We start from the raw sequence: 15697 nt of genomic DNA, 5'->3' as shown, positions 1-15697 counted from the left end.
CCAGTCTCCGTCCCCTCAGGGGAGCTTCAGCGACTGGAAAAGGACTTGCATGACGAGCTGCACGGACACCCTGGCCCGTCGCTCTCCGCCGATCCAGACAAGTTTAATTTCGATCTAGAGCAATTCTCTCCAGGGGAGCTTTGGCGATTGCTTGATGATCAATCCATACCGTCGCCAGTCTCCGTCGATCCAGGGGACTCGGCTCTAAATCCAGGGCCGTCGGATCTGTCCCGAAAAACTGGAGGGGTTTAAGCGGCTTTTGGCTCCATCCCGATCGGGCGATATATCGATTGCGGAATGGAGCCGGGTTCGGGTTGTAGAAGCGCGATGAAGATAATGCGCTGGGCATCGGCGCGGGTCCTGTGGTTGCGACGACGAACGAGCTCGGTCAGTGTATGGAAGACGCTCCCTAAAGACCCGAAAGCGGATCAACCTAGGCCTCCCCCGTTCGCTTGCTGAGGCGGAGCAGCGCTGGTTTGTTGGCGCGCACGCCAATGTAGGCGGTGGCTATGCACGGGAGTTATAGCTCGGGATGCCATAGATGACGTTCATCCGGTACGAAGACACGACGGCAGATCTCGGGGCGCCCTTGGTCGATGGAAATCAGGCTAGGAAAAAGTACCGAGAATGATATTTCATCTGCGCGAAAGAAGCAGCGGTGGCACTGAAAAGCCGCAAAGGCGACAACCGATCCGCGATGCCCGTGCTTTTCTTGTACAGGCAATATCTCGAACTTGCGATCAAAGATGCTCTTCATTTTTCGAAGGCATTCGATCTCAATCAGTCCGAAGAGAAATTCCGGCATGACCTCCCAAAGTTGCGGTCGGAAGGAAAGAAGGTGCTGACCACCTTCGTCGGTGCCGATTTGCTGTCGTCCATTGACGGCATCGTCAAGGAGTTTGATGCGATCGATAAGGGCGCCGATGCTTTTCGCTATCCGACCAACAATAAGGGGGAGCCGCAGCTACCGAAGGACGCGCACGTTCTTTATCAGCAATTGATCGACGACATGAACGAAGCGCAGACTGTCCTAGAACTTACAATCGACGAGATTCGGATCAAAGAGGCCAAGCTCGACTCGGACATCGCTAAGGCAGTAGCTAACGACCGGCGTTAAGCTCAAGCTCCTCTCTCGGCCGTTTGAGAACGGGTGCCGAACCCGCCCTTCGGCTGACTTGGCCAGATACTCGATGTCCGCCAGCTGCTTCGGCTCGATCCAGACGCCCTTGTACATAATGCGCTTTGCGCACGGCCGGGTCTTCCTGACGAGTAGCTTTAGCCGACGTCGGAGCTCCGCGGGAAGCAGCAGCGCATCAACTCGTGCGCATCGCGCGCCACCATGGCGCTTTCCATATCTTCGCGGATTTCGGCAAAGCGCGCCTGCCCAAGCTGCATCTTCGCCGTGACTTTTGGCGGCTGAAGATGGTCGTTCACAAAGCGCCGCGTCTTGTATTCGAGCTGGTTCGGCGGAATCCCATCCTCCCGCTTCGTCGGCGCCAGTACACGGTCGCGCTCCCGCGCGACATCGCTAGGGTCATAGTCGGGAAGATCGTTTTCGGCAGCGAATTCGGCGGCGTGCTCACCGGCCACGGCGCCGTTGGTAAAGGCTCCGAGCATGTAGTTATGCGGCACACTTGCCATATCGCCGGCAGCATACAGGCCCGACACCGTGGTGCGAGCAAACTCGTCAACATAGACGCCGGATGCGCTGTGCCCCGAGCAGCATCCTATCTCGGATGTGCATCTCGATCATGCGCTCCCGGTAGTTCGTGCCACGATTTCGTGGAAACGCCTGCGCGACGGCCGCTCCACATGATGCAAGATTTCCTCGATCTTGCCGATTGTCTCGCTGTGCAGATGATTGAGTTTCAGGAAAACCGGGCCCTTGCCGGATTGCAGCTCGTTGTAGAACTCCTGCATCATTTGGCCGGACCAGTAGTCGCATTCGATGAAGCGGTTGCCCTCGCTGTTGGTGGTATAACCCCCGAACGGACCGGCCACGTAGGCGCAGGGGGGAGGCCATTGTAGTCCTTGATCAGTGGATTGTTCTGGTAACATTCGAGGTTCGCCAATCCCGCCCCAGCGTGATAGGCCATCGCATAGCCGTCCCCGAAATTGGTGGCATTCTCGTAAGTACCCCAGAGATAGCCGGACTGCGGCAGGCCAAGCCGTCCTGCCAGCGCAACCGGGCGAGTCGCAGAGGCGGCCAGCTACTAACTCGAGCTCTCGGCTTCGGCCTGCCCGCACTTCGTGCTCCCGGTGCCTCTGTCCCGATGGTCGCACCATACGCCACGATGTAGAACACCGCAGCGGGAACGTTGGCACCGAGACATCTCATACCGGTTACCAATCCGCTCGAACGCGTCAACGGCGAGATCAAGCGCCGAACCGAAGTGGTCGGCATCTTTCCCAATGAGGACGCCATCACCCGCCTGGTCGGCGCTATCCTGCTCGAACAGAACGACGAGTGGGCCGTCCAGCGCGGTCGCTACATGACACTGGAAACAATCACCCCGTTCGGCGATGATCCCGCCGTCAGCTTCCCGGCAATCGCCACCTGACCGATCCGGCCCATGCCGGCGAACGTAGTGACCCGCACTCACCTACACCACGCCACGGGACACAATCAACGCTGCCAAACCGGCGCGTGAACAGCTGACGTTGATCCGGATCTTCGAAGACCTGCGCGGCCGCGGCTGTGACGGCGGTTATGCGGTGCGGCGTTACGCCTGCCGGTGGAGTAAGGAGCGCGGGCAATCGACCGCGGCTGCTTATGTCCCGCTGAGCTTTGCACCCGGCGAAGCCTACCAGTTCGACTGAAGCCACGAGGTGGTTCTGCTGAGCGGCACCACGGTGATGGTGAATGCTTCCCATGTCCGGCTCTGTCACAGCCGTATGCTATTCGTGCGGGCCTGTCCGCGGGAGACGCAGGAGATGGTGTTCGATGCCCACGACCGGGCCTTCGCCCTGTTGAAAGGCACCTGCAGCCGCGGCATCCACGACAACATGAAGACCGCGGTGGAGACGCTTTGTCGGCAAGCATCGTCGCTACAATCGCCGCTTTCTTCGGATGTGCAGCTACTATCCGGATCGACCCGGTTGCCTGCACGCCGGCGTCGGGCTGGGAGAAGGGCTAGGTCGACAACTAGGTCGGGCTGGTCCGAGAGCGCTTCTTCCCGCCCCGGTGGCGGTTCAAAAACCTGGATGAGCTAAACGCCTGGCTGCTCGACAAATGCATCGCGTACGCCAAGGCTCATCGCCATCCGGAGCTGGCCGATCAGACGATCTGGGCGTGTGTTCGAAACCGAACGGCCCAAGCTCGTTCCTTATGCCGGCCGCTTCGATCCATGCGGTGACGGCATCGGTCTCGAAGACCAGCCTGGTGCGCTTCGACAACAACAAGTACTCAGTCGCAGGCAGCGCAGTCGGAGGCCCCATCGAGGTCCAGGCTATACCGATCGGATCGTGATCCGCCAGGATGGAGGAATCCTTGCGGAGCATCCACGATCCTTCGGACGCGGCGAGACGATCTCCGATCCCTGGCACTATATGCCGGTGCTGGCTCGCAAACCCGGCGCTTTGCGCAATGGTGCTCCCTTCAAGGACTGTGTGATGCCGGCCTCACTTCAGCGATCCGGCGCAGGCTTGCCAGCACCGACGACGGCAATCGGCAGATGGTCGACATCCTCAACTCCGTGCTGACTGACAATCTGCCCGCGGTGGAAGCCGCCTGTGGCGAAGCCCTTGAAGTTCGAAGATGCGGGGGCGCTAATTGACACCCGAATGGCCGGGGCTGCACGGTCCCTGGGCGGCAATCGTTCGAAACTTCAAACTGAGACACCGATTCAAATTTCCATCGAGCTCGGGAGCCGCAGCAGCGGATATATATAGCGCTGCCGTCCCTGTGCTTTCTTGCAGATACCGGACCAGTACAGGCCGGCCACAAAAACATTTGGCCCGCCCGGGTTTGCTGCCCGATCCAGTCAAAACTTGTAAGACGTCTGAAAGAACGTGCCCCAACGTTCCATACTGTACTTCGCAGGGGTGCGTGCGCCGTAATTAAAGGAGACATCGCTGTCACCGCCGGTCCACATCGCCCAATACCGGGCCCCAACACCAATGCTGAAGTTTTTGCTGAGAAAGTAAGACAATGTTCCTTCCACCTGAACGCCCGCACCACTTCGCCCGCGCTGATCGTAGAAAGCTGTTGCATCGCGTAGGAGATGGTTGTCGCGACCAGTAAAGTCGGTCCGCGGCAGGTAAGCAACGTCGGCGCTCACGCGCCAGCGCTCGAGCAGCATAGCTTCTGCGCTCATGCCGATGCGCGGCGCATTCCAATTGGTGTCTTGACTGCCGATGAGCCGTTTCGAGACCGGGACCGCGCACGGCCCCACCACCGGCGAGGCGATCTGCGCGCATCCCATGGAATCCGATTTTTGGCCGTAATAGGCCCATCCGGCAAAGGCGCCTAATTTGTAGGCCTTATCGCGCAAAAAGTCATATCCGGCGTCGACCGTATAGTACATGAATTTCCCATTCGCCTGGTCTGATAAGGTGTTGCTATAGCCGATGCCGTAGACACTCGAATCCTCGTCGTTCATCTTTCCCTTCTCGAAGCGTCCGAGGCCAACATTGCCCTTCATGAATATTCCCCAGGGGCTATCAAGACGTGCGAAAAGCTCGCCGGAAATGCCGTCTAGCCCGTGATAGGTGAGCCTCGAACTTGGTATGACGCCATCGCCAGGCATCGGAGGTGGAAGATTGTAGTCCCATTGGAATGTTCCCCTGCTGAGCCAGACCCGTGAGCCGCCTTCAACCGACCAATCATCGGGATATGCACGATGACCGGCCCACGCTCTGTCGGAGAACAGCGATCCATGGGACCATTTCGGCTGACTCGGGCCGCTTCCGAAATGATAATTCAAGCCGACCTTTCCAACTTGATAACTGCTCGATAAATCGCTTGCGCTGGCGGGGATGACAGCGGGCGGCGGAGACTGCATGGTCGGGGGCGTCGCCAGGTGCGGTCCAGCAAACCTCATATAGTCGTATTCGAATTTGAGGGACCAAGCGGCCGTCAAGGCTTGCTCCACACCGAATCCGACTGTCCATCCGAAACGACCGTAGTCAAATTGCGTAGTGTGCTGCGGAAATCCAGAAGACTCCTCGTCGTGAAATTCATTGTTGTTAGCGATGCTCCCGCGACTGTTCTGCCAGGCTGCGCCGGCTTTGACATAGGTGAGCGTGCGACCCTGGGCACCAAAAGTGTAACCGACCCGAGCGGTGCCTGTGACAAAGACGTTCGGACTTGCCTTGCAGGTGGCGATCACAACGTTACCGGAGAAGGCAAGACAGCTATTTGTGCCGTCGGACACAGCATGGCTTACATCCAACTCGGCGCCAAGAACCCATCCGTCACTTTGCCAATTGTAGCCGATCTGACCGCCGGCCAGGAATATTGGGGTGTTGACGATGTCGCCATAGATTGACGGCCCGTAGGGATCAGTGAAGGACGTACGGCCATAACCGCCACCGCCGTGAAAGCCAACATATCCTCCAGTCCAGCTCCACAATGTCGACGAGACACTCGCCGCCGGGGTTAGCTCCGCTGGGTTAGCCAGACTGCATGTTGCAAGCGAAACTACTGCGCCGCAAACAAGAACTCCAGTTCGCATATCACCTCACAATAACATGCGCGCCATTTGCGACGTGGCCCGAACGGTCGTCGTTTGGCATCGCTACCACGACGGTAGCAGTCTGCAGAAACCGTGCCACCTGGAACAGTACGTATTAGATGTTTTCTTCCATGGCCACGTCGGATTGCCGACCAGACTGGTCACAGCTGCGACAAGTCGCGCGTTTGAGTGCCGAGGTGTGCAATCATCGCAGTGTCCAAGGCGCGTACTCGTCCAATTTTGGCAATGGCACACACCGATGTTTACAAGCCTTCGGCGCAGATGCGTGCAAGCATCGGCCAATCGCATACTTTTGCACACAGCGGATGGCAGGGCCGGTTGCCTGGAGTCAGCGGCAGCGCTGTTGGTCGTCTGCGTGTTCTCCGCGCTGCACTATGTGAGGCTTCGCGCCTTCACTCCTGCCCCGTCACAGCCGGTGTCAAAGCGCGTCTAGCAAACTTCTTCAGCGGCATCCGCTTGCCGAACAGATAGCCCTGGACAACGTCGAAGCCGAGCTCGCTCACGCCACCAGATCGGCCCCGCTCTCGACGCCTTCCGCTACGGCACGCGCCGTAGCCCTGCGCCAGTTCGACGACGTGCCGGCACAGCGTGCGTTTCAGCCGATCATTGCCGCAGCCGGCGACGAATTGCCGGTCGGTTTTCAGCTTGATGAAGGAAATCCTGTCCAGTCCCATCAGCTCCGGCCATTTGACGCCGAGTTGCGCGGCTGGGATAGCTACCGACAACGAGCTCCGCTCTACTGAGCGCTTGTTAGGTTCGAGACCAATGTCGGCAAGTTGACGACATGCACGGTCGGACAAAGCGCAAAAGCAGCAATTTCAGTTTGGTATGCGGATTGCTTTGTTAAGGCGTCATCACCATCGCTTCCAAGGCGACGGCTAGGTAGAAACATTTAGCAGAGGCCCGGCCATGTCGCAGGCTGAGGTAGAACGGTTTGTCAAGAATCTGGGGAAAGAGGGTAGTCTGCTCGAAAACCTTAAGCAGAGTGCTACAGGTCTTGCACCGATTGTAGCGGTCGGAAAGAGCCACGGCTACGATTTCACGCTTGATGAGGTTAGGAGCTGCATCCGAGCGCCAGGCCGACACGAGTTGATGCAGCTCGACGCGCATGTCGGCGGCAAGCGGGATTTGAGCGGTGCGGGCTTGAGCGGGATTGTGCATACCACTGCGTTGGCTAGCTAGTCCGTCTGCGGCCATTCCGGTGAAGCGAACCAGGGCGGTGATGCTGACCGCAACGGACCCGACGACCGCGAAAACCGTCTGCCAGGCGGGTGAAGACATCGTCATCTGGGCAATTCCATGCGTCGCGCCGTAACCGGCGACGGTAGCGGGCGCGACGTAGAGGAGGATGATCAAGAGTCTAAGCCAGGTCCATGGCACGAAGGCGAGCGCGAGGTGGCCAATGCCAATGGTCACACCGCCCGCCATGAGCCCTGCTGCTGCGCCACCGAGCACTCCGGCGCCGGTGTGGAAGGCCCAGGTGCCGATCGTCAGGCCAACGAAGAAAGGCAGTGCGAAAACAGCGAGCGTGAACAGCAGCCAGCAGAAGAAGCCGATGCCAACGAGGACAAGCAGTGGTCCAAAGATGATCATAGTGGTGGTCTCCGTGAGATAAAGGTCTGACGGTCGCGCCTTCCACCACCACCACGGCGCAATCGACAGCATAGCCAAAAACGGCGACGACGGGGAGCGGAAATCCGTAAAGACCTCCGCTCACCGGCCAGCGATCTGCAGCGCCCCTTCGTCATTGGAATGGATCGAATTCGTGGATGACGGCAGCCGGATCGGCCATCGTATTCGGTGGCCGGCATCACGCCGTATCCGCCCATGCCGGTACGGAAGATAACGACGCAGACCATGAGGGTGGTGGCGAGGTTCCATGCGTTGGCGAAGGCAAGGGTTTGAGACATCGGTCCGGCTCCTGTTCTGAGGCGGGGACCATCCCCGCGCGACAGGCGCCCGATGAATCCGGCAGTAGGCCGCAATCACCGCGCAGGCGAAGACGAAGCGACGGCTCGCTTCAGCGTGAGCCGACCCCTTGCGGGTTGATGGCGTCAGGCCTGCGCCCGGATCAAGGATCAGCGCCGATGCAGCGGGGCGGTGTTCGCCGGACAGGAGCCTGGTTGTCGGGGCTGCGTGGCTCTCAGCTGGAACATCGTTGCCGTCACGGTGCGGGGGTGATCGGCTAGAATGGGTTGTGAGTCGATGTGCGGTTGGGGAGGTCGACCTGGCGGAGTTCAAAGGGCGCGCCAACCGCTCGCTGGATCACGCCACCATGCTGGAGATTGGCCTGTAGGAGCGATGGATGGGAAGTTACTGCGGAATCTATTTCGATAGGACCGAGATCTGTGGCGCAAAGTCCGTCGTTCCCGATCATTTTCTGCGCGCTATTCCAGGAAAGCGACCGAGCCGTCAGGCCGTCGGTCGATGAAGAGGAAAGTTCTGACTTGGTCTACGAGGCGCTCCGAGCGGTCGTCTTGTCCCGCCTGGATCTCTTGGGCTGCACAGCCGCTACGGCGCGTGAACGACTGGAGGCTTGGCACGCAACAACGCGCGAGACGTGGGAGGAATACTGCGCCGATGGCGGTTGGGCAGAGGAAACGGCCGCCGCACTGCGCTCATTCTCTGTCGAGGATTCGCGACCATGTACACGCGCGAGGAGGCGACGGACGAGATCGATCGCCGGATGCGTGATCGCGACGGCGAGGGCTGGCTTTGGTTCGATGGCTATGGATCCCTGATGAGCCTCCGGGCTTTGTTGGATGCCTGCGTTGACGTGCGGTACGTCTCTCTCGACATCACGGCGCTGATCGGCGGTGGTTGGATCGAGTCGGCTGCCAGCATTTGCGACGACAAGAGGGCTTCTGCTCCCCTTGACCCCCGTCCGCTGGCAACGACGGTCATCCTTGCCGAGGGTAGTACGGACATCCGGATATTACAGCGCTCGCTCACAGCGCTGTTTCCAGAGCGGAAAGATTACTTCTCGTTCTTCAACCATGCTGAGCTGAGCGTGGATGGCGGCGCCGCGTATCTTGTGAAATTTCTGAAGGCATTTGCGGCAGCGCGGGCACCGTTGCGCCTCGTCGTCGTGTTCGACAACGACACAACCGGACGTCAGGCGTATCTGCAGGCCAGCGCCTTGGGGCTGCCGGACAACATGATCGTGGTCGTGCTCCCGGACACAGAGCTTGCGCGTCAGTACCCGACTTTCGGCCCTCAAGGAGAGCATGTCGTCGACGTCAACGGCAAAGCCGCAAGTATCGAGCTTTACCTCGGCCGAGCGGCTTTGACGAAGGATCGCGCGCTACGGCGGGTACGTTGGAGCGGCTACAATGCCGCCGCCGATGCCTATCAAGGCGAGATCGAGGGAAAAGCAGAGGTAGAGGCTACGTTCCTCCGCGGCGTGGCGAATTGTTCAAACCCGGCCGAGGCGCGAATGGAGTTTCCGGAGTTGGTTGAAGTGTGGACCACGATCTTTCGTGCCGTAGAGAAGGCGGCGGAGGAAGCGGAGCGAAAGTTGCACGATCGCGTCGTTCAAGTCGGGTAATAGAAATTTGCGGCGCTCACGCGCCGCCGAATTTCCAGACCGGAATACCTAGCTTCTTGGCCTTGTCGGCGAGATTGTCCTGGATCCCGGTGCCGGGGAAGTGCATCACACCGATCGGTAATGTCTCCAGCATCGCATCGTTGCGTTTGAAGGGAGCGGCCTTGGCATGCTTCGTCCAGTCGGGCTTGAAAGCGATCTGCGGGACCTTGCGGTTGTCGGCCCATTTGGCAGCGATCAGCTCAGCCCCCTTGGGCGATCCGCCGTGCAGCAGCACCATGTCGGCATGCTTGGCGTGCACCTGGTCAAGCTTGGCCCAGATCAAACGATGATCGTTGAAGTCGAGACCACCAGTCAGCGCGACTTTCGGGCCGGGTGGCAGGAGCACCTGATTGTCGGCGCGCTTCTTCGCGGCGAGGAAATCGCGGCTGTCGATCATCGCGGAGGTCAGATTGCGGTGGTTGACCTTTGACCCGTTGCGCGGCCGCCAGGCGGAATGAGTGTGGCGTTCGAACTCGTCGGCGGCCTGGTCGCGCATCAGCTCGAAGGCGTTGCGTCGCTCGATCAGTGTTTGACCTTCCGCCGTCAGGCGCTCCAATTCGACGGATTTCACCTCGCTGCCGTCCTGTTCGCGCTGGGAGCGCTGCTGGGCCAGTTCATTGCCGTCGAGCTCTCGTTCGATCCTGTCGCTGGCGCGGTGGAAGACGTTCACCGTCGACCAGAGCAGGTCTTCGAGGTCGGGCTCAAGACGGGTACCTACGCCTACATGTTCGGACGCCCACCCGCCGAAGCCGACATCCAGCGCCACTTCCGCGTCAGCCCGCCTTCGGTCCACCAGATGATTGTCACCCTCGAACGAAACGGCTTCATCCGACGTCAACCCGGCGTCCCCAGACGCATCGAAATCCTCGTGCCGCCGGAAAGCTTGCCGATCCTCGAATGGCTCGGCATCAAAACGTCAAAATCACTGTGGTGAACCACTACCTAGCGCGATCTTTGCCTTCAGTGCCGCGTCGACCTTGCGTCTCGTCTTCGTCGTCATCATGCGTTCCGTCTATCAAACGGAGCAGCCCGTTCAACAAGCACGTGGTCCCAAAATCAGGGCCATTTCAGTTGCGATGGTCCCGTGGGAGACGATCAAGCTCAGGCTCCCAGCGTTTGTGCTCTATCGCAGAAGGGCTGGACGCGTTGCAGTCTTCTCTCTCGGCCCTGCACGTGGTCATCGTCAGGTTACCGACAGCTTTCCCCGGCTAAACACTTGGCGCTGATCGGACTGGAACACATCGCACGATGCTCACGGTGTAGGCATACTCGTGGGGGTGTTGTGGTGTGAGGGCCACGTCGAGAAGTGGACTCTTAGATAATCGGCCTCGATCTTTGTTCGCAAACCCCGGGACGTCAGATTCAGGCCAGCTTCAAACAGTGCTATATCTTTGAAAGTGAGAACGGATGGATTTCCCCTCGACCCAGTGGGTGCGTGAACAATCGGACAGCGCAGGCCCGCAGCAGAGGTCGGCCGCGGTTCCGTCCCCAGGAGCGGAGATATTTGAGCGGCACCTGACCGAGATCGTTTTTGGAAGCGGTGAAGCAATGCCGGAGCAGCCGGCTCAGCCAACAGCGGTTGCAATAAGGCGCAGCCCGCAGCCTCTTTATCCCGAGGATGCTTCGCTTATTTGTGGGCTTCAGGACGCCCTCATCAAGGGCGGGGCCACCGAAAGCACCGCCAAGTCCAATGTGTGTCGCCTAATCACCTTCGGCCACTGGCTCTTAGCAAACAACAAAAAGTCGATCGGTACCCGGCTGAGCCATGAGTCACTAATCGCTGATGCGCGTCAGTTCATCGCAGAGGGGAATTACAGGGGTATCATTGGGGCAATACGTCATCTTCGGGACTCGCAGTTGATGGGCGGTGTCGCGCAGGTCAGACGCCCAAATCCTCACTTCGAGGACGTGACTCTCATCAAAGAGTACAAGAGCGAAACACCGACCCGAACCACCAATAACTATGCCCCTTATCTTGTCCGCTTCAGTGACTATCTTCGTCGAAACAACCGGCCGAGTTTAGCTGCTCGGCTTTCCGAAACGTCGTTGTATGAAGATGCCAAGACTTTCAAAGCGCACCACGGTGGTGATCGGAGGACCCTATCCGCGCTCGCTCATCTCCGCAAATCCCAGGCGGGCGCTAAGGCGATGGAGCTTGAGCGCCATATTGATCCCGAAGACGCAGCCCTGAAGGAGCCGAGGCAGGTCGGCGCCGCCGCTGCGCAGCACAGCGCGCCGCAGGAAGTCGGCGGCGGGCCAAAGGAGCTTCCGGCGGAATGCCACGATCGGGATTCGCTTTTGGGGCTGATGGATGAACCCGGCGCTGTGTTATCTGTCGAGCCGGCCGCGCGCCATGACGGGGCACCCGACCCCGGAGCGTCGGTCCGTCCCTTGACCTTTCGCCAAGACGGCGGGCAATCGCCGGACGAGCCGATAGGCGCGCGTGCCAGGAGTGATCTGCCAAGCGAGGGGGACCTTATCATCCCTGATCACCGCATGGTGGAGCGCGCTGACCCCGGGCAAGGCCCTTGGCAGGCGGAGGATGATCTGGCCTGGTCGCCGCTCTTAAACGTTGACCCAGAGGAGCTTCGACGGCTACTGGATGACGAGCCGATGTCCTCGCAGCCGATCTACAATGCGGCGGAGCTTCAAGACAGTGAAGACCCGTTTGAGCAGCTGCCGAGCGAAAATTTGGCGGAGCTTCTGGAGGCGCTTGCTTCACCTCGCCATTCGCCAGCGGACAGTGTCGATCAGCCTGGCGCAGCCGTTCCTTGGCCATTGCAAGCTGGCGATCGCAACCGCATTTGGCTGGAGGCGGAGCAGGCCGGCCATCTGCCCATCAGCGGTGCGCATGACCCAGCTGATTTGAGGCCAGCGAAGAGGCCGAGAACCCTAGACCCTTTGCAAGGCGTTGGCAGCGGGCAGCAGTTGAGCGCGGTCGGCAATTCGGGCGGCCGCCTGCTGACGCCGGCCTCCGCCGATCAGCTGGGTCCATCGCCTTGGCAGGCACAGCCGATAGTGCCAGAGAGCGGCTACGAAGACGCCGCGGTGCAGCATGCGGTCGCGACTGACCTTGACGCCGCCGCTGCGCAGCCCAGCGTGCCGCAGGCTGTCCGTTGGCCATTGGTCGTCCCGGAAGATTACGTTCAGGGTCTGCATTTGATGGTGGAAGACGGCCCGCGGTGGCCCGGGATTCCTCCTCAGCAGGAGCAGGACATAGTTCAAGCTGAAGGGCAGGAATCTGGCTGGTCCGCCTCAACCTGGTCGCCGCAGATGCCGTCCGACTTTGATTGGAGTATGTGGCCGACCTTGGAAACAGCGCCAGCGCGCTTTGCTGTCAGGACTCACTCAGACGCTGACGATGGTCTTGAAGTATCGTTTAATTCGAATTCGCTCGCAGCCTTCGAGCCGCATGACACTTGGGGGCCGCCGCTTGACGTTCCGCCGCCGTTTGCAGGGCCAGGACTAGGGCATCACCGTGGCGCTCGACAGCTCGAAGCGCCGCAGGAGCTTGCCCCAATCCCGGGCGGGGAAGAATTAGCTTGGCTGACCGAGCAGATGTGGTCTGAGGATCCATCGGCTAGGCTGTCAGACATTTACCGCAGTTCCGTTAATCCGAATCCACCTGCAGCCTTCGAATTGGGTGACAATACGAGCTTTGCGCCGGTGCACGTCGCCAGGGCTGGCTCAAACCTCTCCTCAGGTCTCCCATTGGTTGACCTGACTGCACCTACGCTGTCCGAATTCAGCGATGAGGCTGATTCTGCGTGGCGGGGGCCAACCAGCTTCAATGCTCAGATCGTGACTTTGGATCCGACCGTCTCCAGCCGGAGCGGGCTGATGCTCGGCGATAGGGAGTGGCTCACCGATAACCATATTCTCAGGGATTATGAGCTCCTGGAGGAGGATTTGCGGAACATCGATCCGATTCTCGCCGGCCGGACGCAGTTCGTGGACCCCATCGTAGCCAATCAGCAGCTGGCCTGGGGCGATACGCAAAGTGCCTTCCAAAGCATCGTCAATTGGCAAGGTCCCGATAGAGCCGACTTTCTGTTCGTGCCAGTGAACGATGCCCATCCTCCTGATTTCCGCGGCAGCCATTGGTCACTGTTGCTCGTTGACCGACGCGATCGTCAAGAGCCGGTCGCCTATCACTACGACTCCGCCGGACGCTACAATGCAACACCTGCAAGACAGCTCGCAGGCCGGCTAGGCGCCCGTCTGGAGTGGCCCCGCGCGCCTCGGCAGGACAACACCTATGATTGCGGCGTCTTTGTCGTCGACGCCACGCGGGAGCTGGTTAGTCAATTGGCGCAAGGAGAGCAGCCGGACCAGCTGAACCTCGACGAACTCGTCCCCGATCGGCAAGCACTGCAAAACCGACTGAGGGGCTGAGGTCGGCTATGCGGATCCCGCGAATTTTACAAGCTATCAAACTGCTCAGCCCTCGCGCGTCTAAGCGGAGCTATCGCCAAATTTTGGTGACGGCCGAGCCGGTCAGGCGGCGGCGGTTTTGGGCTGAGGCCGGCACCGGCTTGACCGACCTCGATCCCCTGAATGTCACACCGAGAACAAGTTTTTGGCGAAATTGTTGGACGTCGAGACGACGCCCACTTTCTTCGCTCGCTGCCGAAGCATACGGAGACGCAGGAGGCCGATACCAAGGCGGTCGGGCTCGGCGATGCCGCGCTCGCGTCGTTCCGCGCAACGGCCGCCGAGACGTCCGCAGTGCAGGGCAATAACGGCAAGGAAACGGCGGCGCAGGCCGCCAAGTTCGCCGAGCTGCGCGATCGCGCGGCTGCTGCTGCCGACGCCCTGGCGCGGGCCAAGGTGAGCCCGCAGATCGATTTCAGCAGCAGGACGGCGTTTACTACACGCTCGAGCTCTGGCAGTCGTCGTTCGACCAGCCGGCGCGGGTTGTCGCCAATGTCGGCGACGATATGGCCTTTGGGCTCGAGGCGGGCGCGCCGCGGGACGCCGGCCAGACGGTGACATTCATCGCCCGTCCGTTCCAGGCTGGCTATCCGGAGCATAAGGAAGGCCAGCCGCCGTCGACCACGATCAAGATCGACAACGTCAACCGCGAGCCACGAAACGGAGAGAGCGGCAAATGAAGGATACAATGATCGGCGTCGACCTGGCAAAGAATGTCATTGTGCTTCATGGAACCTCGCTGACGGGCGAAATGAGATTTCGCAAGAAGCTGTCACGTGGACAATTCATTCAGTTCATGCAACGTCAACCGGCCGCTGTCTTTGTTTTGGAAGCATGCGGCAGTGCTCACTATTGGTCGCGCGAGTTGATGGCATACGGCCATGAAGTCAAGCTGATCGCGCCGCAATACGTCCGCCCCTTTGTCAAGCGGCAAAAGAATGATGCCGCTGATGCCGAAGCGATCGCCATTGCTGCACGTCAGCCGGAAATGCGCTTCGTGGAGCCCAAGACGCCAGACCAGCAAGCGAAGGCGGTTCTCTTCCGGGCGCGGGAACGCGTCGTTCGTCAGCGGACGGAGCTGGTGAATGCCCTGCGGGCCGTGCTTTATGAATTTGGGCAGACCGTTCCGCAGGGCATTGTCCATATCAAGAGACTTGAGGCGGTCATTACGGATGACGCAATCGACTTGCCAGATCTCGTGCGAGAAGAGTGCCGGGATCTACTCGCACAAATTGTGCGCGAAGACAAACCGTATCGAGGCGAAGACGAAACAGCTCGCCGAGCTTTCCAGAACCAACGTCACGGCACGGCGCCTTCAGACCGTGCCGGGTGTCGGACCAATGATTGCCCTGGCAATTGAAGCCTTCGCACCTGCTATGGGGACCTTCCGTTGCGGGCGTGATTTTGCGGCGTGGCTTGGGCTCGTGCCACGGCAGTTCTCTTCCGGAGGCAAAGAGCGGCTTGGACGCGTATCGAAGGCAGGCCAGGCTGACATACGCCGACTTCTGATCATCGGTGCGATGTCGCATGTGAGAGCGGCAAGCCGCAAACCGCCCGCGCCGGGTTCATGGCTGGCCCGGATGCTGGCGAGGAAGCCGAAAATGCTCGTGGCGGTCGCGCTGGCAAACAAGATGGCGCGAAGAATCTGGGCAATGGTGACGAAACAAGAGGATTACCGGGAGCAAGCGTTGATGGGGGGTCGTATGATTTATACTGAGCTGAATGCGCTGACACACCGGTAAAAGAGGTGTGAGAAGTCGATGACCTGAATGGGCGCATGATCGAACCGATCCGGATCAGGAAAGCCAGTTTAGCACTAAGAGCGTAGCAGCTCGGAAAGTAGATTTTTGGAGCCCGATCCGCAGATCACCATACCGGCCAGCGGTCTTTGGAATGCCGCAATCAAAGGCCTGACAGAAGACCGCACTCGATCACACGTTCAATCGGTCAGAAACTTCTTGCATAACGGGCGGCAACCACA

Annotated in this window: 9 protein-coding genes and 7 pseudogenes; 10 read left to right on the top strand and 6 right to left on the bottom strand. The window is 59.8% G+C overall.

Features of this window, described 5'->3' with window-relative positions; translation table 11 throughout:
- Positions 1–658: 658 nt before the first annotated feature.
- Positions 659–1117, top strand: coding sequence for a hypothetical protein (locus AAFG13_RS36160; protein ID WP_342709816.1), 459 nt, complete (start codon positions 659–661; stop codon positions 1115–1117).
- Positions 1118–1144: 27 nt separating this feature from the next.
- Here AAFG13_RS36160 and AAFG13_RS36155 read toward each other — a convergent pair.
- Together AAFG13_RS36155 and AAFG13_RS36150 are read right to left on the bottom strand one after the other, a co-directional pair.
- Positions 1145–1297: pseudogene (locus AAFG13_RS36155) on the bottom strand (DNA ligase); the annotation flags it as partial.
- Positions 1298–1308: 11 nt separating this feature from the next.
- Positions 1309–2177 (bottom strand): annotated as a pseudogene (locus AAFG13_RS36150) (FAD-binding protein); the annotation flags it as partial.
- Positions 2178–2318: 141 nt separating this feature from the next.
- On the opposite strand from AAFG13_RS36150, the gene AAFG13_RS36145 reads away from it, so the two are divergent.
- Entirely contained in the window at positions 2319–2561 is a 243-nt protein-coding gene (locus AAFG13_RS36145) for a transposase (RefSeq protein ID WP_342709815.1), read from the top strand.
- 67 nt (positions 2562–2628) lie between these two features.
- A pseudogene (istA, locus tag AAFG13_RS36140) lies at positions 2629–4063 on the top strand (IS21 family transposase); the annotation flags it as partial.
- On the opposite strand, the gene AAFG13_RS36135 reads toward istA, so the two are convergent.
- Together AAFG13_RS36135 and AAFG13_RS36130 are read right to left on the bottom strand one after the other, a co-directional pair.
- Complete coding sequence (locus tag AAFG13_RS36135; protein ID WP_342709814.1) at positions 3984–5573, bottom strand: outer membrane beta-barrel protein; 1590 nt, start codon at positions 5571–5573, stop codon at positions 3984–3986. The pseudogene istA and the gene AAFG13_RS36135 sit on opposite strands and share 80 nt — an antisense overlap.
- 515 nt (positions 5574–6088) lie before the next feature.
- Positions 6089–6370: a hypothetical protein gene (locus AAFG13_RS36130; protein WP_342709813.1), complete on the bottom strand. Its 282-nt coding sequence runs from the start codon at positions 6368–6370 to the stop codon at positions 6089–6091.
- A gap of 235 nt (positions 6371–6605) precedes the next feature.
- Here AAFG13_RS36130 and AAFG13_RS36125 point away from each other — a divergent pair, with 235 nt between their 5' ends.
- Positions 6606–6878, top strand: a complete 273-nt coding sequence (locus tag AAFG13_RS36125; protein ID WP_342713466.1) for a Nif11-like leader peptide family natural product precursor — start codon at positions 6606–6608, stop codon at positions 6876–6878.
- Here the strand turns inward: AAFG13_RS36125 and AAFG13_RS36120 are convergent.
- A pseudogene (locus AAFG13_RS36120) lies at positions 6879–7289 on the bottom strand (hypothetical protein); the annotation flags it as partial.
- A gap of 1051 nt (positions 7290–8340) precedes the next feature.
- Between AAFG13_RS36120 and AAFG13_RS36115 the strand changes: the two are divergent.
- A complete protein-coding gene (locus AAFG13_RS36115) occupies positions 8341–9243 on the top strand; it encodes a hypothetical protein (protein ID WP_342709812.1) in 903 nt (300 codons plus the stop codon).
- 16 nt (positions 9244–9259) lie between these two features.
- On the opposite strand, the pseudogene AAFG13_RS36110 reads toward AAFG13_RS36115, so the two are convergent.
- Positions 9260–9994, bottom strand: a pseudogene (locus AAFG13_RS36110) (DUF2493 domain-containing protein); the annotation flags it as partial.
- Here AAFG13_RS36110 and AAFG13_RS36105 point away from each other — a divergent pair.
- The 5 genes and pseudogenes from AAFG13_RS36105 to AAFG13_RS36085 all read left to right on the top strand — a co-directional run bounded on the left by AAFG13_RS36105 (position 9938) and on the right by AAFG13_RS36085 (position 15458).
- Complete coding sequence (locus AAFG13_RS36105; protein WP_342709811.1) at positions 9938–10216, top strand: helix-turn-helix domain-containing protein; 279 nt, start codon at positions 9938–9940, stop codon at positions 10214–10216. The pseudogene AAFG13_RS36110 and the gene AAFG13_RS36105 sit on opposite strands and share 57 nt — an antisense overlap.
- A 473-nt stretch (positions 10217–10689) precedes the next feature.
- Positions 10690–13677, top strand: a complete 2988-nt coding sequence (locus tag AAFG13_RS36100; RefSeq protein ID WP_342709810.1) for a Ulp1 family isopeptidase — start codon at positions 10690–10692, stop codon at positions 13675–13677.
- Positions 13678–13839: 162 nt separating this feature from the next.
- The gene (locus tag AAFG13_RS36095; RefSeq protein ID WP_342709809.1) at positions 13840–14274 is read left to right on the top strand and encodes a hypothetical protein; all 435 of its coding nucleotides are present in this window, start codon (positions 13840–13842) and stop codon (positions 14272–14274) included.
- Positions 14208–14396 (top strand): annotated as a pseudogene (locus AAFG13_RS36090) (hypothetical protein); the annotation flags it as partial. The gene AAFG13_RS36095 and the pseudogene AAFG13_RS36090, both read left to right, overlap by 67 nt.
- Positions 14393–15458: pseudogene (locus tag AAFG13_RS36085) on the top strand (IS110 family transposase). The pseudogenes AAFG13_RS36090 and AAFG13_RS36085, both read left to right, overlap by 4 nt.
- The last annotated feature ends 239 nt before the right edge of the window (positions 15459–15697 follow it).

Origin of the sequence: Bradyrhizobium sp. B124, assembly GCF_038967635.1 — a bacterium.
GTDB lineage: Bacteria > Pseudomonadota > Alphaproteobacteria > Rhizobiales > Xanthobacteraceae > Bradyrhizobium.
This window is presented reverse-complemented; position numbering and strand designations above follow the sequence as displayed.

Excerpts from the sequence above, each read along its gene's own strand:
- AAFG13_RS36115 (WP_342709812.1), top strand. The coding sequence starts at position 8,341 with ATGTACACGCGCGAGGAGGCGACGGACGAGATCGATCGCCGGATGCGT.
- AAFG13_RS36100 (WP_342709810.1), top strand. The coding sequence starts at position 10,690 with ATGGATTTCCCCTCGACCCAGTGGGTGCGTGAACAATCGGACAGCGCA.
- AAFG13_RS36125 (WP_342713466.1), top strand. The coding sequence starts at position 6,606 with ATGTCGCAGGCTGAGGTAGAACGGTTTGTCAAGAATCTGGGGAAAGAG.
- AAFG13_RS36130 (WP_342709813.1), bottom strand. The coding sequence starts at position 6,370 with ATGGGACTGGACAGGATTTCCTTCATCAAGCTGAAAACCGACCGGCAA.
- AAFG13_RS36095 (WP_342709809.1), top strand. The coding sequence starts at position 13,840 with ATGTCACACCGAGAACAAGTTTTTGGCGAAATTGTTGGACGTCGAGAC.